This is a genomic window from Flavobacterium sp. MAHUQ-57 (genome assembly GCF_051908335.1).
GTDB lineage: Bacteria > Bacteroidota > Bacteroidia > Flavobacteriales > Flavobacteriaceae > Flavobacterium.
Map to the genome: position 1 here is coordinate 978887 of NZ_JBPZTE010000007.1, position 23518 is coordinate 1002404.

At 37.1% G+C, this 23518-nt stretch carries 20 protein-coding genes; 6 read left to right on the forward strand and 14 right to left on the reverse strand.

Annotation, left to right across the window (positions count from 1 at the left end; translation table 11 throughout):
- Window positions 1-82: 82 nt before the first annotated feature.
- On the reverse strand, window positions 83-385 hold the full coding sequence (locus tag ACS8MM_RS12520; RefSeq protein ID WP_379717428.1) for a hypothetical protein: 303 nt from the start codon (window positions 383-385) through the stop codon (window positions 83-85).
- 596 nt (window positions 386-981) lie between these two features.
- Entirely contained in the window at window positions 982-1167 is a 186-nt protein-coding gene (locus ACS8MM_RS12525; RefSeq protein ID WP_379717430.1) for a hypothetical protein, read from the reverse strand.
- A gap of 308 nt (window positions 1168-1475) precedes the next feature.
- Between ACS8MM_RS12525 and ACS8MM_RS12530 the strand changes: the two genes are divergently transcribed.
- Complete coding sequence (locus ACS8MM_RS12530; protein WP_379717432.1) at window positions 1476-2405, forward strand: magnesium transporter CorA family protein; 930 nt, start codon at window positions 1476-1478, stop codon at window positions 2403-2405.
- A gap of 175 nt (window positions 2406-2580) precedes the next feature.
- Here ACS8MM_RS12530 and mgtE read toward each other — a convergent pair whose 3' ends face one another.
- The 8 genes from mgtE to ACS8MM_RS12570 form a co-directional block, all read right to left on the reverse strand.
- On the reverse strand, window positions 2581-3933 hold the full coding sequence (gene mgtE / locus ACS8MM_RS12535; protein ID WP_379717434.1) for a magnesium transporter: 1353 nt from the start codon (window positions 3931-3933) through the stop codon (window positions 2581-2583).
- Window positions 3923-4702, reverse strand: a complete 780-nt coding sequence (rsmA, locus tag ACS8MM_RS12540) for a 16S rRNA (adenine(1518)-N(6)/adenine(1519)-N(6))-dimethyltransferase RsmA (protein WP_379717436.1) — start codon at window positions 4700-4702, stop codon at window positions 3923-3925. The genes mgtE and rsmA overlap by 11 nt, the downstream gene beginning before the upstream one ends.
- Before the next feature lie 102 nt (window positions 4703-4804).
- On the reverse strand, window positions 4805-5116 hold the full coding sequence (locus tag ACS8MM_RS12545; protein ID WP_379717438.1) for a hypothetical protein: 312 nt from the start codon (window positions 5114-5116) through the stop codon (window positions 4805-4807).
- A gap of 114 nt (window positions 5117-5230) precedes the next feature.
- A complete protein-coding gene (locus ACS8MM_RS12550) occupies window positions 5231-5542 on the reverse strand; it encodes a DUF4286 family protein (RefSeq protein WP_379717440.1) in 312 nt (103 codons plus the stop codon).
- 157 nt (window positions 5543-5699) lie between these two features.
- Window positions 5700-7544 carry a tetratricopeptide repeat protein gene (locus tag ACS8MM_RS12555; RefSeq protein WP_379717442.1) on the reverse strand — a complete coding sequence of 615 codons (1845 nt, stop codon included), beginning with the start codon at window positions 7542-7544 and terminating at the stop codon, window positions 5700-5702.
- A 74-nt stretch (window positions 7545-7618) separates the two neighbouring features.
- The gene (gene serS, locus ACS8MM_RS12560) at window positions 7619-8890 is read right to left on the reverse strand and encodes a serine--tRNA ligase (RefSeq protein ID WP_379717444.1); all 1272 of its coding nucleotides are present in this window, start codon (window positions 8888-8890) and stop codon (window positions 7619-7621) included.
- 65 nt (window positions 8891-8955) lie between these two features.
- Window positions 8956-9414: a thioredoxin family protein gene (locus tag ACS8MM_RS12565; protein WP_379717446.1), complete on the reverse strand. Its 459-nt coding sequence runs from the start codon at window positions 9412-9414 to the stop codon at window positions 8956-8958.
- A complete protein-coding gene (locus ACS8MM_RS12570) occupies window positions 9414-11633 on the reverse strand; it encodes a TonB-dependent receptor (protein WP_379717448.1) in 2220 nt (739 codons plus the stop codon). The genes ACS8MM_RS12565 and ACS8MM_RS12570 overlap by 1 nt, the downstream gene beginning before the upstream one ends.
- 105 nt (window positions 11634-11738) lie before the next feature.
- Here ACS8MM_RS12570 and ACS8MM_RS12575 point away from each other — a divergent pair, with 105 nt between their 5' ends.
- Genes ACS8MM_RS12575 through ACS8MM_RS12585 form a run of 3 tightly spaced genes read left to right on the forward strand, consistent with a single transcriptional unit; the run spans window position 11739 to window position 14697 of the window.
- Entirely contained in the window at window positions 11739-13610 is a 1872-nt protein-coding gene (locus ACS8MM_RS12575; RefSeq protein ID WP_379717450.1) for an Nramp family divalent metal transporter, read from the forward strand.
- Window positions 13611-13613: 3 nt separating this feature from the next.
- Complete coding sequence (locus tag ACS8MM_RS12580; protein ID WP_379717452.1) at window positions 13614-14267, forward strand: metal-dependent transcriptional regulator; 654 nt, start codon at window positions 13614-13616, stop codon at window positions 14265-14267.
- 37 nt (window positions 14268-14304) lie between these two features.
- Complete coding sequence (locus ACS8MM_RS12585; RefSeq protein WP_379717454.1) at window positions 14305-14697, forward strand: lipoprotein; 393 nt, start codon at window positions 14305-14307, stop codon at window positions 14695-14697.
- Here ACS8MM_RS12585 and ACS8MM_RS12590 read toward each other — a convergent pair.
- The 4 genes from ACS8MM_RS12590 to ACS8MM_RS12605 form a co-directional block, all read right to left on the reverse strand.
- The gene (locus tag ACS8MM_RS12590) at window positions 14694-14900 is read right to left on the reverse strand and encodes a FeoB-associated Cys-rich membrane protein (protein ID WP_379717456.1); all 207 of its coding nucleotides are present in this window, start codon (window positions 14898-14900) and stop codon (window positions 14694-14696) included. The two genes, ACS8MM_RS12585 and ACS8MM_RS12590, sit on opposite strands and share 4 nt — an antisense overlap.
- Window positions 14816-16918: a ferrous iron transport protein B gene (feoB, locus tag ACS8MM_RS12595; RefSeq protein WP_379717458.1), complete on the reverse strand. Its 2103-nt coding sequence runs from the start codon at window positions 16916-16918 to the stop codon at window positions 14816-14818. The genes ACS8MM_RS12590 and feoB overlap by 85 nt, the downstream gene beginning before the upstream one ends.
- Window positions 16918-17157 (reverse strand): FeoA family protein, encoded by a 240-nt coding sequence (locus ACS8MM_RS12600; RefSeq protein ID WP_379717460.1) that lies wholly within the window; start codon window positions 17155-17157, stop codon window positions 16918-16920. Before ACS8MM_RS12600 ends, feoB begins: the two co-directional genes overlap by 1 nt.
- Before the next feature lie 76 nt (window positions 17158-17233).
- Window positions 17234-17902, reverse strand: a complete 669-nt coding sequence (locus ACS8MM_RS12605) for an SCO family protein (protein WP_379717462.1) — start codon at window positions 17900-17902, stop codon at window positions 17234-17236.
- Window positions 17903-18026: 124 nt separating this feature from the next.
- On the opposite strand from ACS8MM_RS12605, the gene ACS8MM_RS12610 reads away from it, so the two are divergent.
- Together ACS8MM_RS12610 and ACS8MM_RS12615 are read left to right on the forward strand one after the other, a co-directional pair.
- The gene (locus ACS8MM_RS12610; RefSeq protein ID WP_379717464.1) at window positions 18027-21425 is read left to right on the forward strand and encodes a T9SS type A sorting domain-containing protein; all 3399 of its coding nucleotides are present in this window, start codon (window positions 18027-18029) and stop codon (window positions 21423-21425) included.
- 1 nt (window position 21426) lies between these two features.
- The gene (locus ACS8MM_RS12615) at window positions 21427-23499 is read left to right on the forward strand and encodes a M13 family metallopeptidase (RefSeq protein WP_379717466.1); all 2073 of its coding nucleotides are present in this window, start codon (window positions 21427-21429) and stop codon (window positions 23497-23499) included.
- Window positions 23500-23518 lie beyond the last annotated feature (19 nt).

Genomic DNA, 23518 nt, shown 5'->3' on the forward strand with positions numbered 1-23518 from the left:
TTGATAGTCTATTTTGTTTTAAATATTGATGAATTTTCCTACACAATGTTTGTGCCAAAAATTAATTTCAATGCTAAAAAACTCATAAACAATACTTTAAAACAAGTATCACTTCACCTAAACATTCTTTTATTAGACCCAAGCCATTTTGCACTCGACCTAAGCTATTCTTCACTTGACCTAAGGCATTTTGCACTTGACCTAAGCCATTTTGCACTCGACCTAAGCTATTTTTCACTTGACCTAAGCCATTTTGCACTTGACCTAAGCTATTTTTCACTTGACCTAAGCCATTTTGCACTTGACCTAAATCGTTTTGCACTTGACCTAAGCCATTTTGCAGTTGACCTAAGCTATTTTTCGCTTCTTTTAAAGCAAAATGCAATAATTGAATACTCCTAAAGTGTAGCCAATACACTAAGTAGTAGCACTTCTTTCTAAAAAAATTTCATAACTACTACTTTTCTTACAAAAATTTAATATTTTTATACTTTATAATTTGAACTATCCACGATGATGACAATTTTCAATTCTCCAATTTCTAAGTTTCGTTTTGTGTTATATCCCTTGGCTGTATTATTCCTACTTTGTATAGTTTCTTTTGAGATAGGAGAACATTACGGAAGGCTATTAGCGAAGTAATTTTAACATTTAAATACAGTTATTTCATGATTACAACTAAACAGTTTGCTAAAATTGCTATTGCAGTTACATTCGTTTTATTTTCATTATACCATTTAGGACATGCTTTGGGAAAGGCCTATTTTACTATGACGCATTAATTTGTACTACTCCCAAAACCAACTTTACAGGCTATTTGTTTTTAAGTGTATTGTAATGCTGCAAAGTGAAATGTATAATCCTATAATAAAAAAGCTTATTAAGATAAATAAAAGAATTAAGAGGAGTTTTTGAAACTACCTCCTCTTAATCATAAACAAGAATCGAATCTACTGAAACATTTACTAATGAATCGACTTTCTACTTAAATATTTGAATTATATTAGAAAGCATTGATAAAATTAGAATCCATTTGATAGTTTTCATTTCTAACTTGTTTTTTTCATAAGTACTTTGAGCAACTAAAAAGTCATAATTTTCTTTTCTTCGACGATTTAATTCTTTCTCAAACTCAGTCTCAATTTTAATTGCTCTAATTTTTCCCATTATTATATATTTAGCGTTTCTATTAATAAAACGAAATAATATTTAAACTGTTACACATTTTACAAGATGAGTCCAAACCTAAAATTTTAAAAAAATAAAATCCTCCTTTAATAACTCTATCTCAATCTGTATTTATTTCTTCCAAAACAAAAAATTAAGTCAATTTTAAGTTTTCACCGTTTAAGAAAACCTACATTTGCGCCAAATTTTGCTATTCATAATTTACAATGGACGACTCCCAGAGGAAATACAATTAATTTAGAGCAAAGCCATGCCAGTGCTTTGTTCGTCAAACAACAGCCCTAAGCATGAGAAACTTTTACCGCAATGGTGTTTCAGGATTAGACAGTACTGAGAACCTTAACGACAACTGCTGGATTGCCGTAGAAAACCCTACCGAGAACGACAAAGCCTTTTTATTGGACACTTTAGGAATTCCTGAAGCGTTTTACAATGATATTGAAGACGTTGATGAAAGACCCCGTATTGAAGAAGAAAACGGATGGCATTTGATTATTATGCGCATTCCGTATAAGAATACCGATTCGAAATTACCCTTTACCACCGTTCCATTAGGACTTATTTTCAAAGACAACTGTTTTGTGTCGGTTTGTTTTTACAAAACCGAAGTCTTGGATGATTTTGTAGTGTATACCCAACGCAAACATTTGGTGGTACGCAACCATTATGATTTGGTATTGAAACTATTGTTATCATCGAGTATTTGGTATTTGAAATACTTAAAGCAAATCAATCAGCGCATCAAATTAGCGGAAGACAACTTAGAGAAATCGATTAAAAACGAGGAGCTACAAGCCTTGTTGGAGTTGGAGAAATGTTTGGTGTATTTTATCACTTCAATCAAAGGCAACGACATTTTATTTCATAAGATCAAAAACGTCAAATCCGAAAAAGACTCCTTTGATGAAGACCTTTTAGAAGATGTAGATATTGAGTTGAAGCAGGCACAAGAGATGTCTACCATTTACAGCAACATCTTATCAGGGATGATGGATGCATATGCCTCTGTGATTTCGAACAATTTGAATGTGATTATGAAGCGTTTGACTTCGATCTCGATTATTTTGATGATTCCGACATTGATTGCCAGTATTTACGGGATGAATGTACCGAATGCATTGGAAAACAACCCGAACGGATTGCTAATTATCGTATTGGTATCTGGATTTTTGGCTATGGTTGGGGCGTTTTTGTTTAAGAAGAAAAATCTTTTTTAGACTACTTGGATTTTTAGACTACTTAGACTGCTTAGATTTTTAGATTTCTTGGATTTCTTGGATTTCTTGGACTACTTAGACTGCTTGGATTTCTGAGACTTTTGGAGTGTTTAATTCATCGATAGTCTAACAATCTAAACTATCTAACTGATCTAAGAAGTCTAACTTGTCTAACTTAAAATCCGAGAATAATTCTAGCGATAGAGAAGTAAATTAAGATTCCCAAGATATCGTTACTGGTTGTAATAAACGGTCCGGTTGCTAAAGCCGGATCGATACCGTATTTGTTCAAGATGATTGGAATAAACGTCCCGTTGAGTGATGCGATAACGATTACCGAGATGAGCGCTACGGTTACGGTTACACCGATGTGTGCTTCGAAATTGAGCAAGTAATAACTTCCCAGAAACAATATGGAAGCTAAAATTACGCCGTTTAACAAACTCAGGGATAATTCTTTCAAGAGGCGTTCCACGATACTTCCGGTGATGGCGTTGTTGGCCAAACCTTGAACAATGATTGCGGACGACTGTACTCCGACGTTTCCGCCCATTGCGGCGATTAGTGGAGTAAAGAAAAACAATTCGGGGTGCGTTTTCATGGCTGGTTCGAAGAAGCCCAACACACGAACGCTAATGAATCCGCCGAATAAGGCCAAGACCAACCAAGGCAAGCGAGCACGGGTAAGTTGCAGGATGCTGTCATCTGCTTCTACGTCTTGCGAGATACCGGCAGCTAACTGGTAATCCTTGTCGGCTTCCTCTTTGATCACGTCTAAAATATCGTCGATGGTGATACGGCCTACGAGGCGTCCCATTTCATCTACAACGGGAATGGCTTCCAAGTCGTATTTTTGCATGATACGTGCCACTTCGACATCTTTGGTATCCACTTTTACATAATCCACCTTTTTGATGTAGACATCGCTAATTGGTGTTTTAGTAGAAGTGGTTAATAAATCTTTTAAGGACAATCGGCCTTTCAGGCGGTCGTCGTCGTCGACCACATAAATAGAATGCACACGGGTAACGTGTTCGGCCTGCATACGCATTTCTTTAACACAGGTTAAAACGTTCCAGTTTTCGTTTACTTTCACGAGCTCTTTTCCCATTAGACCACCGGCGGTATCTTCGTCGTAGCGCAATAGATCGACAATGTCTTTTGCGTGTTCGACGTCTTCCAGCTCAGAGATTACCTCTTCTTTTTTGGATTGCGGTAATTCTGCGATGATATCGGCAGCGTCATCGGTATCCAGCTCATCTAATTCTTCTGCAATTTCTTTTGCCGAGAGGTTTTTAAGGATTTTGACACGAACTTCTTCGTCTAATTCCAGAAGCGCTTCGGCTGTTTTTTCGGAATCCAATACCTTAAAGATGTAGCTTGCACCGTAGTCGTCAAGCTCATCCATGATATCGGCAATATCAGCAAAGTGAATATCCTGCAACAAGTTTTCGAGTTCCTGTGCACGGTTTTCACTAATGAGTTGTTCGATTTGAACAAGAAAGTCTCTACTGATTTTAAACTCCATCGGCTGCGATTTTTTGAGTGAGTTCTATGAATTGCTCTACCGAAATTTGTTCCGGACGCAGGTCAAAGATACTATCTTCTCTTAAATTAACAGACATGTTAAAGCTTTTTAAGCTATTTCGGAGTGTTTTTCTACGTTGGTTGAAGGCTGTTTTTACTACGTTGAAGAACAATTTCTCATCGCAAGGCAGCTTATAATTTTCTTTACGTTTCATACGCATTACTCCGGATTTCACTTTTGGAGGTGGAGTGAATACGTGTTCAGATACGGTAAATAGGTATTCGGTATCGTAGAAAGCTTGGGTTAATACCGACAAGATTCCGTAGGCTTTCGTTCCTTTTTTCTCGCAGATACGCTCGGCTACTTCCTTTTGAAACATTCCGGCGAATTCTGGGATTTGGCCGCGCATTTCCAGTGTTCTGAACACGATTTGCGACGAGATATTATACGGGAAGTTACCGATGATAGCAAACGGTTCCCCTTGAAAGACTTCGTTGATGTTGTATTTCAGGAAATCTTTAGAAATGATTTTGTTGCTTAGTTTGATATAATGGTTTTGCAAATACTCCACGGATTCGGTATCGATTTCGATCACGTAGGTCTCGATGGGTTTCTCCAGAAGGTACTTTGTAAGCACCCCCATTCCCGGACCAATTTCCAGTACTTTCTTATAGCCGTCCAAGGTAAGTGCATCGGCAATTTTTTGTGCGATGTTTTCGTCATTTAAGAAATGCTGACCGAGGTGTTTTTTTGCTTTTACTTTATCCATTTTTTTTAGACTGCTTAGATTTTTAGACTGCTTAGACTTCTTAGATTTTTAGACTTTTTTGACTATTAGACTTTCTAGTAATCTAAAGACAGTAAGTCAGAATTAGAACCAAGGCTTTTTATTGCCTTCGATAACATCAATTACGTATTGTTTGTTCCAAACGAGGAAACCGCGTTTTCCGATTGCGGCAATTCGTTCTGCCTCAACGCCATTGGAGTGTGCCCATTTTATCCATTTTGGTGTAGCGTATTTCCAATAGAGCCATCCTATAGCTGACCCCAACAGAACTGCTATCCTATATTGCATGAACATAGAGAAAACAACAAGTGAAAAGCAGATTATTAGGGCAACCGGAATGTTGACACTCAATTGACCTCTTACATTCACTTTAGAATCTGATAGCTTGTTATGCATTGTTTGGATTTTTAGACTTCTTAGATTGTTAGATTGTTAGACTTCTTAGATTGTTAGACTCCTTAGAAATTATACATAAATCTTAGTAGTCTAAGTAAGTCTAACTGTCTTTTATTAATGCTCTGAAATTAGTTCCAGCTCTGTTCGGAAGGCTAGCATTTTATCACCAAAAAGTTGCAGTCCTTCCATTCGCAAGCGATCGGCGTCTTCGTCGTAGTAGCGTTGCAACATTTCTTTGCTGTCGGTTGTATATTGGATGGAATACGTAACGCCTCCCATTTCTTCTTCCACTAATACTTTGACCATTCGAGCTGCTGAGAATTTTCCAGTAGCCAACACATCTGCGATGTGTTTGTTTTGCATCCAGTTCATCCATTGGTCGTGAACACTTTCGTGGATGTTTATTGTAACGTTATAGATTATCATTTCTTTTCGATTATTAGACTTCTTAGATTGTTAGACTTCTTAGATTCTTAGACTTCTTAGACTTCTTAGATTGTTAGACTTCTTAGATTGTTAGAATAGTAGATTCTTTCAATCTATTCTTTTTCCAAGATGTCTAAGTTAGTCTAAGCCAGTCTATTTATAAATTAGTGTCTCCTCTTAATTTTCGGAAGTTGTTCCTAGCGTCTACAAAGTAAATACTATCTTGATGATTGAACAAGATTTTCTCGTACAAACTCTTTGCTTTTTCATTATCCTGTAGCTGTTTTCTGTAAATCTCAGCAGAGAAGAACAAGGCTTCATCAATATAAATATCTTCAGCGTGTTTGTCGATGATTTGTTGGTAGAAGGTTAACGCCTGTTGGTAGTTGTTTTGCTTTTCGTAAATTTTACCGATTTGCAACAGCGTTTCATCTTCTATAGCTTGTTCTTTATGTTGTTCCAAAATAGCCTTGAATTGTTCCAATGCTTCAGCATTTTTATTTTGATACGTTAAGAAATCGGCTCTTGCAAATTTTTTCAAAGCCACTTGTGTGGAATCTTCCACCGTATTATCCGAGATTAACAAAAACAATTGCATGGCATCGTTAGCGATTAATTGTGACGTAGACGATTTCAATACTTTGAACTGTTGCTGCGCCCATTCAAAATCGCCTTTATAATAACTTGCTTTGGCCATTTTCAAGCTAGCCTGATGGCCGATTTCGTCATTGGCCAATTCTTCCTCTACCTGAGCGTAGTAAATAATGGCTTGGTTGAATTTTTCATTGAGCAATAAAACATCGGCTAATTCCAGTTTGATTTCTGCCTTTTGGTATAAATCCAAAGGCAAATCTAATGCTTGAGTAAGTATTGTTTTTGCCGATTCGAACTGTTTCAGATAAAAGGCATCGAAGTGCGCTTTGAGGAGTTGCAACGGTAAGGTGTTTCCTGACATTCCGTACTGTTCCAACAGTTGATTGATTCGAAGAGAAAGCTGTGGGTATTCGGCTGGAGTTGCATTTTCGATATCCATTTTCAGCAGGGCATGATTTACCCCGATAAGAATACCTCGATCTTGTGTATTGGCCAAGACAAATTCTAAAATTTCCTTTTCGATTTCTTTTTCTTTTTCGTCTGAAGCCAGGCGAGCTAAGTTTAGAATGTTGCTGAAATTATCCGGATTGCGTTTGAAGATTGCTTTTTCCTGAATGAATGCTTTTCCGAATTCTTTTTGCTGTACAAAAAACCAGCTCATGAATTGATTCCAGAACAAGTCTTGATTTTTTTGTGTTCTTACTAACAATGCCTTGCGCAGGTAGTCAGCAAATACTTTACTATGGTCTTCGGCAAGGAATCGGTTGAGTTGGTTTTGTACCAATAGTAAGTTATTGGGATACTTATAACCGTAATCGATTAGTGCATCAATCATCAAATCGAATTTACCAAGTTGGCCTTGCAGGAGCGCAATTTGGTAATCGAAGTTATTGTTTGGATTCAATTGTTGCGCCAAGGTATAGGCTTCAATCGCCTGAGCAATGAGCACTTTGTTTTCAAATTCGCGCGCTACACCATAAACATGACTTGGATTTTCTTGGATTTTATCGAGTGCCAGTTTGTAATTTTTTTGTGCTTTGTCCAATTGGTTTTGCAATTGGTAGTTGTACCCCAACTCTACGTAGAATTGCGGTGCTTTTGTTCTATCTAATTTCGTTTTAATGGCATTTTCGGCTTTCACAAACTCTTTGAGTTGCTGATAGCAGACGATTTGTCTTTGAAAAAACTGGTGGTTATTGGGTTGAGAACGAATCAAGTCTTCGTAAATCAGAATGGCTTTATCGAACTCGCCACGGTCAAAATAATTTTGTGCCAGAAACTCGTTACCGCCACCTTGTTGTTGCATGTGCGCTTGAGGATTTCCGTCTTTAGGAGGAGTAACAGTATACGTTTGTCCAAAAGCGATTCCGCTTACTAGCAACACTACGATTTGAACAGTATTTCTCATGGGTATAAAAAAACAATGTACTAAGGTAGCAATAATTTTGCCACTTTAGTACATTTTATGTTTTCGTTAAACTTCTAGTTGATGATATCGAAACCAGTGTATTTGCGTAACACTTCAGGGATAACGATTCCTTCCGGCGTTTGATAATTTTCAATGATTCCGGCTAATACACGAGGCAATGCTAATGAGCTTCCGTTTAATGTATGTGCCAATTGTGTTTTTCCATCTTTTCCTTTGAAGCGTAATTTCAAGCGATTGGCTTGGAAAGTTTCAAAGTTAGATACTGATGAAATTTCCAACCAACGATCCTGTGCTGTTGAGAATACTTCGAAATCATATGTCAAAGCCGAAGCAAATCCCATGTCGCCACCACATAAACGTAAGATACGGAATGGTAATTTCAATTCGCGCATGATTCCTTTTACGTGCTCCACCATACCATCTAAGGCTTCGTGTGATTTATCCGGATGTTCGATGCGAACGATTTCCACTTTATCGAATTGGTGCAAACGGTTCAATCCACGAACGTGTGCTCCCCAAGAACCAGCTTCACGACGGAAACACGGCGTATATCCTGTAACAGTTACCGGCAATTCGCTTTCCTGTAAGATAACATCACGGTAGATGTTTGTTACCGGAACTTCAGCCGTAGGGATTAAATACAAATCATCTTTGGCATCGTGGTACATTTGTCCGTCTTTGTCCGGCAATTGTCCTGTACCATAAGCCGAAGCTTCGTTAACCAAGTGTGGTACTTGTACTTCTTCGTAACCAGCTTCTGTATTTTTATCTAAGAAATAAGCAATCAGCGCTCGTTGTAACTTGGCGCCTTTTCCTTTATACACAGGAAAACCTGGAGCTGTAATTTTGGTTCCCAATTCAAAATCGATGATATCGTATTTTTTGATCAGTTCCCAGTGTGGTTGTGCGCCTTCGTGCAATACCGGGATTTCACCTTCTTCGAATACATTGATGTTATCGTCTGCTGTTTTTCCTTCCGGAACGATAGCAGCCGGTGTATTGGGTAATTTGTATAATTCTAGCGTTAATTCTTCAGAAACCGCATTCAACACTTCCGAAAGTTCTTTTCCTTTTTCACGGTACTGCGTTGATTTTTCTTTTAGGATTTCGGCTTTTGCTTTTTCCCCCGATTTCATTAAAGCGCCAATGTCTTTGGACAGTTTATTAGATTCGGCTAAAATGTTATCCAATTCCACTTGTGTTGCACGACGTTTTTCGTCTAATGCAATTACAGAATCAACTATAGCGGTTGCATCAAAATTTCTTTTGGCCAACGCTTTAATCACTTCTTCCCTTTTTTCTCTAATAACTGCGATTTGTAACATGACTTAAATTTTATAAGAACGCAAATTTAAGAATTAGTCGATGCAATGCCGATAAAATGTAAAAATTATTTGAGCTTTTGTAGTATTGTTATCAATTCTTTTGCATTAGTGAAGGAATGCTTCTGAAAAAGTATGGAATAATCGCCAGCGAGGACAACCATTGTCGGATACACTATTTCATTATTCATCGTAGCCAATTCAGTGGCCAATTCATGTACTCCGGTATTTTTACCTGACGGTTTAAACCGAAACGTATGCTTGAGAAAAGTGATGTCTGATTTTTCCTCCGCATTGAGCGAAACAAAATAAAAGCTGTCATTTAACAGTTGCATTACTTCCGGATTTTTGAAGGTACTATTTTCCATCATTTTACAGTACTTACACCAAGAAGTATGTATAAAAACCAAAGTCGGTTTTGGTGTTGTTTTGTTCAATGCTTCGACTTCCTGAAAAGTATGCGTTTTTATTTGCCCGAATCCTGTCCAGGCCAACAAAAACAATAGTATGATGCAACAATTTTTCATTATTTTAAAGTATATCGCACACCTAAAAAGCTTCGGATGCCTTGATTGGGGCCGTACACATAACCCGGATCGAAGCTCAGTTCGCCTGGCTGTACATCTTCATCGAATGGATCATCTGCTCCGGCAATGATGAAAGGATTTCCTTTGTTTGGTGTCCAATTCAACAAGTTTTTCACTCCGAAATATACCTCGCAATTCTTCAACTTATTAAATGTAAACTGAATGTTTTGAATACTCCATACCGGAGAATATTTTTTTCTTGGATCGTTTTCACCTAAATGAGGTAAACGCATTGGTCCGTAAACATTTCCGGTATAATCGATGTCTAAATAAAAATTCGGAATACGATACGAAACCGACCAAGTACCGGTGAATCTTTCGGTTAAAATCTGACGTGTTTTTACGTCGTTTTCCGTTTTATTGACATCCATAAAAGTAGCTCCCAGGATGAATTTGAGTCCGTTGGTAAACACCATATCGATATTGGTACTGATTCCCTGCGTAACAGCGAAACCATCTAAGTTTTTGTAAATGATCTGATTTGGATTGGTATCATAATCCGGGATGATTGAATTGGTAAAATACGTATACCAAGCTGTCGTTTCCCAACCGATGAAACTACCGTCGTTCAAGTAGAACTTCTTCAGAAAGTTCAGGTTGGCATTGTAGGAACGTTCCGGTTTTAAATCTTCCAAAACAATTACTTCACGAGAACCTGTAAGTGCTGCGTGCTCTTCGGTAAACAAATTCACCACACGGAAACCCGTTCCGGCATTGAATCTAAAAATAGTATTGTCATTTTTCTTCCATTTATAAGCCAATCGGGGCGTAAAAATGTTACCGTGATTGTTGTTGTAATCGTAACGAGTACCTAATAATACACTATGTTTTTCTGCCAGTTTAATTTCATCCTGAGCGAAGAGACTCGGAATCCATGTTTCATCTTTTTTCACGGTAGCCGGAGTATTGTCATCGTACAATTGGTAACGGATTGCCGTTCCGAAAAGGAAATCATGTTTTTTTATTTTTTTATCCCACGTTAGTTGACTAAAACCGATTTTTTGTTTCGCTAAATAGGGAGTGGTTCCGTAGACCGAATTTTGATCGTGGTCTGTATACGAGAATGAAAATAGTAGTTTTTCTTTTACCGGCAGTTCATACGCCCCTAAGATTTCATAGCGGCTTGTGTAAATACTTTCTCCATAGACTTCATTCCCACCTCGGTGTTTTTTTCTCCATTGCATTTCTCCACCCCAGCGGTCTTCATAAAAGTAACGTCCAGCCATAGAGAATAGCTTTTTGCTTTTTCGGTTGAAGTTCCATTTTTGAAAAACCGATATTCTGTCTTGCAAAGTTACATCGGTAAAATTATCGTCATTGTTATCGATTGGTTTTGAATAGTTGAAGTAATTCACTCCCGTAAGAACCGAAATTTCCTTTCCAATATTTGCCTTCAAGCCTAAATCTAAATTGGCTTCACCCCAACTCGTAGAAAAACCGTCGATGGCAAAAGAAGGAGCATTTTTAGGGTTTTTAGTAATGATATTGATTAATCCTCCAACGGCTTCACTACCATACAACGAAGATGCAGGACCTTTTACGACTTCGATTCTTTCCAATAGTGAATTAGGGATACCTGATAATCCATACACTGTTGACAATCCACTCACAATTGGCATTCCGTCAATTAGAACCAAGGTATAAGGTCCTTCCAAACCGTTGATATGAATATCGCCCGTATTACACACATTGCAATTGAGCTGTGGACGAACACCATTTACATTTTGAAGCGCTTCAAAGATATTTGCTGTTGGATTTTTTTTAAAAAATGAAGGCTTATACACTTCTACAGGAACTGCACTTTCCAATCGGCTTACCGGTTTAAGCGTTCCGGTTACCACAACTTCATCTAGTTCGTTTTGTTTCTGTTTTTGTGGAATCAAATCGAAGTTTACCGTTAAACCTATTGTATCCTTAATTTCAATTTTCTTTTTCTGACTTTGAAAGCTTTCAAAAACCACACTGATTTCGTGGTTTCCAAGGCTTACATTTTCGAACACATAGTTCCCTTCACTATCTGTTTTTACCTTTTTTATTTTATCAAGAGTAATGACAACATTTTCAAAAGTTATTCCATCCGACGACACCGTTCCTTTAACGCTTTGTGCGTTCAATAAGTTGCACAAAAGGATTCCTACAACTATAATTAGCTTTTTCACAATTGTGATTTTTATATATTTAAATTAATTTTTAGACAAAGCTAAAAATTAAATTTTAGAAAGCAAATATTTTAATTAAATTTGCCTTAACCAATTATAAAAGAAATGAGTAAATCGTTAGAAGAAGTACACGAATCGGTTTCGACACAAAATAAAACTTCCCTATTTAGAAAAATACTAGCCTTTTTTGGTCCAGCCTACTTAATAAGTGTGGGCTATATGGATCCGGGGAACTGGGCGACCGATTTAGCTGGCGGTAGTCAGTTTGGTTATGCTTTACTTTGGGTTTTATTGATGAGTAACATCATGGCATTGCTTTTACAAAGTTTAAGTGCTCGATTAGGAATTGTAACGCAGCGTGATTTAGCGCAGGCCTCTAGGGAAACCTATTCCAAGTTTGTCAATTACATTTTGTACTTTTTAGCAGAAATAGCTATTGCGGCCTGTGATTTGGCAGAAGTATTAGGGATGGCCATCGGTTTGAACTTATTGTTTGACATTTCGCTTATCAATGGCGTTTTCATCACCGTTTTAGACACTTTCTTGTTGTTGTTTTTGATCAACAAAGGCATCCGAAAAATGGAAGCTTTCATTATTGCCTTGGTAGCCATCATCGGTTTTTCATTTGTATTTGAGATGATATTTGCACAACCTGAAGTAGGCAAAATTATTTCCGGTTTGGTTCCTTCTATTCCAAATGATACTGCCTTATACATTGCTATTGGAATTATTGGAGCTACTGTGATGCCGCACAACTTGTATTTGCATTCTTCTTTGGTACAAACCCGAAAATTTGATCGTAGTAAACAAGGTATCAAACAAGCGTTAAAATACAACTTTATTGATTCTACCATTGCGTTGAATTTGGCCTTTTTTGTGAATGCTGCCATTTTAATTTTGGCTGCCGCTACATTCCATAAAAACGGTTATTTTGAAGTCGCTGAAATACAGGATGCGCATCAATTATTAGCGCCATTGTTGGGAACCAAATGGGCGCCTGTTTTATTTGCGGTTGCCTTGATTGCAGCGGGACAGAGTTCGACAATTACAGGAACACTCGCCGGGCAAATTATTATGGAAGGCTATCTAAATCTTCGAATTCAACCTTGGGTTCGACGCATTTTAACCCGATTAATTGCAATAGTACCCGCTGTCATTGTCATATCAATTTTCGGAGAAAGTGTAACCGGTAAGCTACTTATTCTGAGTCAGGTAATTTTAAGTTTACAATTAGGTTTTGCAATTATACCATTAATCCATTTTGTGAGTGACAAATCCAAGATGAAAGGATTTCACATTAGTAAACCAACTCAAATTGCTGCATGGATAATTGCCACTATTATCGTTTCATTGAATGCTAAATTGGTGTTTTCGGAAATTGTTGGTTTATTAGAATCTTCGGAAAACCCAACAATACTTTGGTTTACTGTAGTTCCTTTAGCAATTGGTTTTTTACTATTGCTTTTGTACATCGTATTCAAACCCTTTATATCAAAATCCAAAACCGACCTACTCAATCATTCGCCGCATAATTTAAAATTACATTTTTCGCCATCAGCCAGTAATTCAAAAAAAGACATTGCTATTTTGGTTGACTTCTCCAATGCTGACGAAGCGGCAATCAATCAAGCATTTGAATTGGGTGGAAAAGAAGCACAATATTCGTTAATTCATGTTGTTGAAACCGTTGGAGCCATGATGTATGGTGAACATATAGAAGACTGCGAAACCTCTATAGATGAAAAACTATTGGAAGAATACAAACAAATGCTTACTGAAAAAGGTTTCCATGTGAATACCATTTTAGGCTTCGGCAAACCGAACAAAGCCATTTCAAAGATTATCAACGAAGGTACTTTTGATGTTTTGGTAATGGGAACTCACGGTCATACCGGCCTAAGCGATTTACTTTTTGGAACGACTGTTGATCGTTTACGCCATCAAATTTCTATACCTTTGTTCATAGTAAAGAAGTAAAGCATGACATTTTCAGAGGAGAATTATCTAAAAACCATATACCATTTGACGACGCTACTCGATTCGGAAATCAGTACCAATGCGATTGCCGAAAAGATGGAAACGAAGGCATCATCGGTAACCGATATGCTAAAAAAATTAGCGGATAAGAATTTGGTCAATTACAAAAAATACCAAGGCGTTTCGTTAACCGAAAAAGGATTGCATTCGGCCAAAATGATTGTCAGAAAACATCGATTGTGGGAAGTATTTTTAGTAGACAAGTTGGATTTTCCATGGGATGAAGTACATGATATTGCAGAACAATTGGAACACATCAAATCAGAAAAGTTAATCAATAAATTGGATGAGTTTTTGAACTATCCGACAGAAGATCCGCACGGCGACCCCATCCCTAATGCCGACGGAATGATTGTTAAAGTAGAAAAACAATTGCTTTCCGAGTTATCCGAAAAACAAATAGGCGTTTGTGTGGGAGTAAAAGACACTTCTTCAGAATTTTTACAGTATTTGGACAAACAGGAAATTGCTTTAGGTTCTAAAATTGAAGTACTTTCCAAAGAAAGCTTTGATTTGTCATTACGAATAAGAGTCAGTCACAAAGAACTGATGATTTCCAATAAAATAGCCGCCAACCTTTTTGTAAAAAAAGTGTAATTTGTGAATCATTTATGATTGCATAAAAAAACATTCTATGAAAAAGTATTTACAATTTTTTACAAGCGCTTTATTACTTGCCGGGTGTGCCACTGCACAAAACGACAACATTATCAACCAGAAACTAGATTCAAAAAAAGACAAGGAAATTGTATTGGTAAAAGTCATCAATGACTCAAGATGCCCACAAGGAGTGCAATGCATTTGGGCAGGCGAGATCACCTTTGAAGCGGCAGCCTTCGAAAACGGAAAATTAATTGAACAGACCCAATTAACAATAACGCCCAATAAAGAAAAACAAGTAATTGAATGGTTTGTCAAACATTTACCGGAAAGCAAAACGCCTTTAAAAGAAATTGGCATCTCTCCTTACCCGAAACAAGATCAGCAAATTGATCCGAAAGATTATTATATTCAATTAATTTATTAGTGACAACCGCAATCGTTGCCGCAATTCTTATCGTTCTTCTTCTTCTTTTTGAAAAAGAATTTCTTAACCAAAAAAGCAATGGCTATTGCTAAAAGTCCAAAAGCAATAATTTGTTGTATCATTTTAGTAATTGATAGGCGATAAGACAGACAACATAAGCAAATCCACTCATAAAGAACAGCTGAACCATTGGCCATTGCCATGAGTTTGTTTCTTTTTTAGTAATCGCCAAAGTCGAAATACACTGCATCGCAAAAGCATAGAACAACAGCAACGACATACCTGTAGCGAAATTGAAAATTTTATCTCCAGTTACCGGATGCACTTCAGCTGCCATTTTCTTTTTTATGGTTGTCTCTTCATCTGAATGACTTCCCACACTATAAATTGTAGCTAGCGTACCCACAAAAACTTCACGTGCAGCGAAAGAACTTACTACGGCAATTCCAATTTTCCAATCGTAACCCAAAGGTTTAATAACAGGTTCAATACTTTTACCCACAATTCCGATGTATGAATTTTCCAATTTATAAGAAGCCACTAAGTCGTCTTTATCACCACTAATTTTTTTATTTTGCAATTGGGTCGCTATAATTTTTTCGGCGTTATGAAACGTAGCATCAGGGCCATGGGAACCTAAAAACCAAAGAATAACAGACAAAGCCAATATGATTTTTCCGGCACCAAAAACGAAAGATTTAGTTTTTTCTATAACGTTAATGGCCACATTTTTAAACATTGGCACTTTATAGCCTGGCATCTCAACAACAAAATAACTGTTGGATTTAATTCTGAGAACTTTGTTCAGAATATAGGCTGAAAAAATCGCCATACCGAAACCTAACATGTAAAGCGTCATTAATGTCAATCCTTGCAGATTAAATATACCAAACAATCGTCTATCAGGAATGATTAATGAAATCAGAATAGCATATACGGGTAATCTTGCCGAACATGTAGTGAAAGGTGTTACCAAAATAGTGATTAATCTTTCCTTCCAGTTTTCAATGTTTCGGGCGGCCATAATCGCCGGAATAGCACAAGCTGTACCCGAAATTAAAGGCACCACACTTTTACCACTAAGTCCGAATCGGCGCATGATTTTATCCATCAAAAACACCACGCGACTCATATAACCACTTTCTTCCAATACAGAAATAAAGAGAAACAAGAAGGCAATTTGCGGAATAAAGATGACGATACCACCCAATCCAGGTATGATCCCTTCGGCAATTAAGTCGGTTAATATTCCTGGCGGAAGATTATTTTTAGCGTAAGAACTAAGCGTTGCAAAACTACCGTCAATAAAATCCATCGGAACACTCGACCAATCGAAAATGGATTGAAAAATAAGCATTAAAATTCCGAAGAAAATCAAATAACCATACACTTTATGCATCAGAATACGGTCCAACTTACTGCGAAGATCTTTGGCCGTACTTGTGTTGATGGTTTGTCCATTTTTGAGTACTTCGTTGATAAACTGATAGCGTTTAATCGTTTCTTTATGCTGCAATCTTTTTAATTCGTCTTTCGATTTGGTAAACGAAGGATTGGGTAATTCTTTTCGGTCTAAATTTACAAAATTGACATCCTGTGTAATTACCAACCAAAGTTTATACAACAACTGATTTGGGAAAGCTTTGCGAAGATTACCAAAATAAACCGGATCAATTTCCGAAGCATTCAAACAAGGTTCGGTTGGTAAGTTTTTATAATTGATGATAAGGTTTTTCAAATCTTCAATACCTTCTTTTTTTCTAGAACTGGTAAGAGCAATTTTGGTTTTTAGTATTTTTTCAAGGTATGGAATGTCCAATTCAATCCCTTTGTAGGACATTCTATCAGCCATATTAATCACTAAAATGGTAGGGATTTCCAAGTCTTTTATTTGAGTAAAAAGCAGTAAATTTCGCTTCAGATTCTCGACTTCGGTAACCACAATGGCCACATCTGGATAGTCTTTATCGTTTTTGTTGAGCAATAATTCGATTACCACATTTTCGTCCAAAGAACTTGCATTCAAACTGTAGGTTCCTGGTAAATCAAGAATAGTTGCTTTAAGATTGGAGGCCAATTTACAAACGCCAACTTTTTTTTCAACGGTAATTCCGGGATAGTTTCCTACTTGTTGATTTAAGCCTGTCAGTTGATTAAACACCGAAGTTTTTCCCACATTAGGATTACCAATAAGTGCTATGTTAATATTCCCAACTTTCATTATAGGTTTTCATTAGGAATTTGCACTATAATAGCTTTAGCCGTTTCAATACGTATTGCTAAATGAGAGTCATTGACATTCAAATACAAAGGATCACCGAAAGGAGCCACTTGAAGTAATTGCACCTCGTTTCCAGGCAAGCAACCCATTTCCAATAATTTTAAAGGAACTAAATCGATGTCAAAATCCAGTATGATTCCTTTTTGGCCAATTTGTAGTTGTGCTAAATTAACTTCCACTTATTTAGATTGAATTAAGATTGCAAAAGTACTAATTAAAACGATTCTAAATATGATAAATATCAAACAACTGAAATTATTCTTTTTCAGCTAAAAATTGAATGTCTTGCAATAGCTTCTCAACCTCTTCTTTTTTAGTACCGTCATAAAATCCACGAACGCGTCTTTTCTGATCTACTAAAACAAAATTTTCGGTATGCACCATATCGTACATTTCTTCTGGTCTACCCGTTTTTACAGCTAAATACGATTTTCGGGCTATGTAATAAATGTCCTTTTTATCTCCAGTAACCAAATTCCATTTTGCGTCAAGTACTCCATTTCTTTGCGCATATTCTTTTAATACTGGTACACTATCAATATCTGGGGTTACAGAATGGGAAAGCAACATTACTTTTGGATTATTTTTAATCTGATCCTGGAGCCACGCCATATTGTTAGTCATTCTCGGACAAATAGTGGGGCAAGTGGTAAAAAAGAAATCAGCTACATAGATTTTACCTTCATAATCCGTTTGGGTGATTTTCTTTCCATTTTGATTAAGGAATGAAAAATCTGCAATATAATGTTCGTTCGCAATATGCTGGATCGTTGTATCTACCAATTCTGGATTTACCATTGACGGAGTGTAAATTGGCAGGGTTTTTTTAGGTTTTAAAACAAAATAAAATAGGACGATACAAAGAATTGAAAGCAAACTTAACGTTACAATAAAGGTCTTGTATTTTCTTAATTGAGAAGTCATTCAAATGAATTTTTATCAAAAATATTAAAAATCAATGGCTTAGTTTCTTTGTTGTAAGAAAAAACAATGTTAAAATTTTCCTATTACAACAAAACATTTTTATTTTTGGCAAAACTAAACCAAAATGAAAAAAATCTACCAGTTAACCCTAATTATTTTAGGTTCATTCTCCGGCTTTTCACAATACAATGACAAAGCTCCTTGGATGCAACCAAATAGCACCGCAAAAAAAGAACAAACATTTAACGATATTGTATCCGCTTTTAATACCTATTGGGAAGACAAAGATCATAATACAAAAGGCTCTGGACATAAGCCATTCAAACGTTGGGAAAACTATTGGCAGAATCTAGTTAAAGAAGATGGCACTTTGATGTCTTCGGAAGATCTTTGGAAGGCTTGGGTGCAAAAAAACAATTCCAAAAATGCTCGTCTTGCATTACCAACAAGCAACTGGACTCCAACTGGACCTTTCACACATACCAATACAGGATCATGGTCTTCTGGTCAAGGCCGCGTAAATTTCATTTGCGTAGACCCATCAAATCCTAGCACGATATATATTGGTGCGCCAGCGGGTGGCCTTTGGAAATCGACTAACAATGGTTCTACATGGACAGTACTAACCGATAATTTACCACAAATTGGAGTTTCGGGGATTGCTGTAGATTATTCCAATCCAAACACAATTTATATTGCTACAGGAGATAAAGACTCAAGTGATACTAATTTTGCCGGAGTATTTAAGTCTACAGACGGAGGAACAACCTGGACCAATACTGGAGCGCTTTCAGGAACAACTCTAGCCGGTGATTTATTTATCCATCCAACAAACAATCAAATTCTTTGGTGCATTACCAATTCAGGAATTTTCAGAACAACAAATGGAGGTACCTCATGGACGAATGTTAGAGCGGGTAATTTCGCACAAGGATCATTGCGATTAAAACCTTCAGATCCCACAACAGTATATGCTGTAGATGGCGATAATTTTTACAAAAGTACCGATACGGGAGCAACCTTTACAATGAACACTGGTGCGGCTGGTTTACCAGCAGCATCTGGACGACTAGTAATGGATGTTACTCCTGCCAATTCAAACTATATTTATATTTTAAGTTCAACTACTGGAAATGGTTTTCAAGGGATTTATCGTTCCGTTGACAGTGGGGCTACTTGGACAAAAACCGATGTAACCACTAATGTTTTAGAATCAACACAATCTTGGTATGATTTGGCTTTAGCCGTATCTTCTACCAATGCAGATGAATTGTTTACTGGATGCTTAAATGTTTGGAAATCTACCGATGGTGGTGCAACAGCCGTAAAAGTAAATAACTGGAGTTCCCCTTCAAGTGCAAGTTATACACACGCAGATATTCATTATTTGGGTTTCTATGGGAATCGCCTTTTTGCCGGAACAGATGGAGGGATTTATGTTTCTTCTAATAGTGGGGTTAATTTTACCAGCTTAACTGCAGGATTACAAATCAGTCAATTCTACAAAGTAGCAGTTTCGAAACAATCTTCAGGTAAATTAGTGGGCGGACTTCAAGATAACGGTGGACATGCCTACAGTGGTAGTGTTTGGAAAAATTATTATGGCGCCGATGGAATGGATACTGGTGTTGATCCTAATGACAGCAATAAATTCTATGGTTTTATACAATATGGCGGCACAATGTATATTAGTAACAATGCCGGAAATTCAAACTCGTCTAGTGTAAGTGCTCCTGCTGCAGAAAAAGGAACCAATGATGATGGAGGAAATTGGGTAACGCCTTTGGCGACCAATTCTGCTGGAGAAATTTTTTCAGGTTACAGTAGACTTTACCGACTTAATGGTAGTGCATGGACACAACAATCAACGGGTACAATAGGAACAGGTGATATTGAATTGGTTGCGGTAGATCCAAGTAATGACAATACAATGTATGTTTCTAATGGAACCCGATTGTACAAGAGTACTGACAGAGGAGTAACATTTGTGAATACGTATACAGCTGGTTCTACAATAACCTCTATCTGTGTAAATTATTCAAACAGTAACATTGTCTATTTAACTACATCGGGCACAGGTGGACAAGCTCAAAAATCGATTGACGGCGGTACGACATTCACGAATTTCTCAACCAATTTACCAGCTATTGGAAAAAATGTAATCAGACATCAAGGAAGAAACACGCTTAACCCACTTTATTTGGGCACCACGCTTGGTGTGTATTACCGTGACGATTCTATGTCGCAATGGGAACCTTTCGATATTAATTTGCCGAACGTTCCGGTAACCGATTTAGAAATTAACATCGAAGACAATACAATTACAGCAGCAACTTACGGAAGAGGAATCTGGCAATCGCCAATACCTGTAGAAGTACCTGCCAACGATTTGAAATTGGTTTCAGTTGATGCACCTTCAGAAAGCATTACCTGTAATGGGACTATTTCACCACAAATCAGTGTTAAAAACAGTGGTACAAATCCCGTTTCTAGTGTAGATATTACTTATGAATATAATGGTACACCTCAAAATTTGACTTGGAACGGTACAATTGCACCTGGAGCAACGCAATCCATTACAATTCCAAGTTTCGTCGTTGCATCGAAAGGTATTTATACACTGAATGTTACTTCAACAATTGTAAGTGATGCTTATTCAGACAACAACAAAGGGAAAACCAAATTTTACGTGAACGATTCTGGAACAATTGGATTGGTAAACACGTTCGAAACCACTCCTGAAAATTTATTAACGTATACTGAAGGAAGTACTTCAAGCCAATGGCAAAGAGGTGTAAATACCAATGGTGCATTAGCAACCGGAACTAACAATGTATATACAACCAACTTTACAGGAAATTATCCAGACAATACGAAAGCCTATCTGATTTCTCAATGTTACAATTTAACGAACGCAACTAACCCTTTAATTAAATTCAAATTAGCTTATAATTTAGAAAACAATTGGGATGTTGTTTATGTTCAATATTCTACCAATTTTGGACAAAATTGGAACTTATTAGGTAGTCAAGGCGCCAACTGGTACAACAGCAACAGAACACCTGCAACTTCAGGCACTGATTGTAACAATTGTCCTGGTGGTCAATGGACTGGAACTGACAACACGCTTAAAACTTATTTTTACCCGCTAAATACCCTTGTTGGGCAATCTAATGTAATATTCAGAATTGTTTTTCATACCGACGAAAGTGCCAATCAATTAGGAGTAGTTGTCGATGATTTTGTAATTGAAGGAACACTTGCCAATGATGATTTTGAGTTACAGAATGTTAGCATCTATCCAAATCCTTCTGATGGTATTTTCTCGATAGCTTCCGGAAATAAAACGATAGATAAATTGGAAGTTTACGATTTAAGCGGAAAAATAATTTTCAACAGCAAAAATGTAACAAATTCAAATTTTGAATACTCATTAGACTTGAGTGCTGTTGCCAACGGAATTTATTTCGTAAAAATAACTTCAGCCAACCAAAGTACTGTTAAACGAATTATTAAAAATTAGTATGAAAAGACCAACTCAATTTGGCTTATTGGCCTTACTATGCTTCACCGCTTCGCAAGGTTATGCACAAGACAGCAAGCTGGATATCAAAAAACTTAACACCAAAAACCCTGGAATCGATCTTAGCTTAATGGATCGCTCTGTAAAACCCGGTGATGATTTCTTCCGTTTTGTAAACGGTGCTTGGTATGAAAAAACCGAAATTCCTGCCGACAAAACCCGCTGGGGAAGTTTTGACGAATTACGTCAAAATACAGATAACGATGTTTTGGCCATTTTAAAAGAAGCGGCTTCTAAAAATTTAGATCCTAAATCGGATCAAGCAAAAGCGGTAAATGTATACAAAACGTACATGGATACTGTTACCAGAAATAAAAAAGGAATTAAACCTTTAAAACCGTATTTAACAAAGATCAATGCCATCAAATCAGTCAAAGACATCAATGCTTTAATTACTGAAATGACACCGGAAGGTGGTATTGGGTTCTATACAGCCGGTGTTGGACCGGATGCTAAAAATTCGAATCGAAATGTAGTTTACATCGGACTAGGAAGCGTTGGTCTACCAGACAGAGATTACTATGTATCCGAAGATAAAGATTCTAAAGAAAAACGCGATAAATATGTAGCTCACGTGGCTAGAATGCTAACATTTTTAGGAGAAAAACCGGAGGTGGCTCAAAAAAATGCAGAAAAAGTATTAGCGCTAGAGATTGAGATGTCTCGCCCTCGTTTGGATCGCGTTCAACGTCGTGACCGAAGAAATACCTATAACCCTATGACAGTTGCTGATTTGCAAAAATTAACTCCATCTGTCAATTGGGAGAATTATTTACAAGGTATTGGTATCGGGAAAGTAGATTCTTTGGTGGTTTCTCAACCAAAATATATGACTGCTTTAGAAGATATTTTCAAAGCAAATAAAATAGAAGATTGGAAAGCCTATTTACGTTGGACTTTAATTAATAAATCAACAGGTGTACTTACCACTGATATTGAAACTGCCAATTGGGAATTCTACAGCAAAACATTGACAGGCGCTTTAAAACAACGTCCTCGTGAGGAAAGAGCTTTACAAGTTGTTAATGGAACTGTTGGAGAAGCTTTAGGAAAGTTATATGTTGAGAAAAAATTCCCAGCTGAAGCTAAAGAAAAAGCTAAAGCAATGATTGACAATGTTTTCCTTGCTTTTGAAAACCGTATTAACAATTTACCTTGGATGACACCAGCTACACGCAAAGGTGCAATCGAAAAATTACGAAAATCTACTGTAAAAATTGGATATCCTGACAAATGGAAAGATTATTCAAAACTAGAAATTATTGCTCTGGACAAAGGAGGAAACTACTATGACAACATGAAAAATGTTGCTCGTTGGGGATTTGCCGAAAATGTTGCTGACCTTAAAAAGCCGGTAGACAAAACTCGTTGGGGAATGTCTCCACAAACAGTAAATGCTTATTATAACCCTTCGTACAACGAAATCGTATTCCCAGCTGCAATTTTACAGCCACCATTTTACGATTACAAAGCTGATGAGGCGGTTAACTATGGAGGAATTGGTGCAGTAATAGGACATGAAATTTCTCACGGATTTGATGATTCTGGATCGCGCTACAACGCTGACGGAAATTTAGTCAACTGGTGGACTGAGGATGATTTGAAACAATTTACTGGATTAGGAGGCGCTTTAGCTGCACAATATTCTGCATTGGAACCACTTCCTGGAACTTTCGTGGATGGTAAATTCACTTTGGGTGAAAACATCGGGGATTTAGGTGGTGTTAATGCTGCTTATGATGGTTTACAATTGTACTTAAACAAAAACGGAAGACCAGCAGACATTGACGGGTTTACACCGGAGCAACGTTTCTTCATTTCATGGGGAACAATTTGGCGTTCGAAAATGAGAGACGAAGCGGTTAAAAACCAGGTAAAAACAGACCCGCATGCTCCAGGTATTTATCGTGCTTATGTACCACTACAAAACGTTGACACTTTCTACCAAGCATTTGGTATCAAAGAAGGTGACAAATTGTATGTAAAACCTGAAAACAGAGTTAAAATCTGGTAATTTATACAATACTGTACTA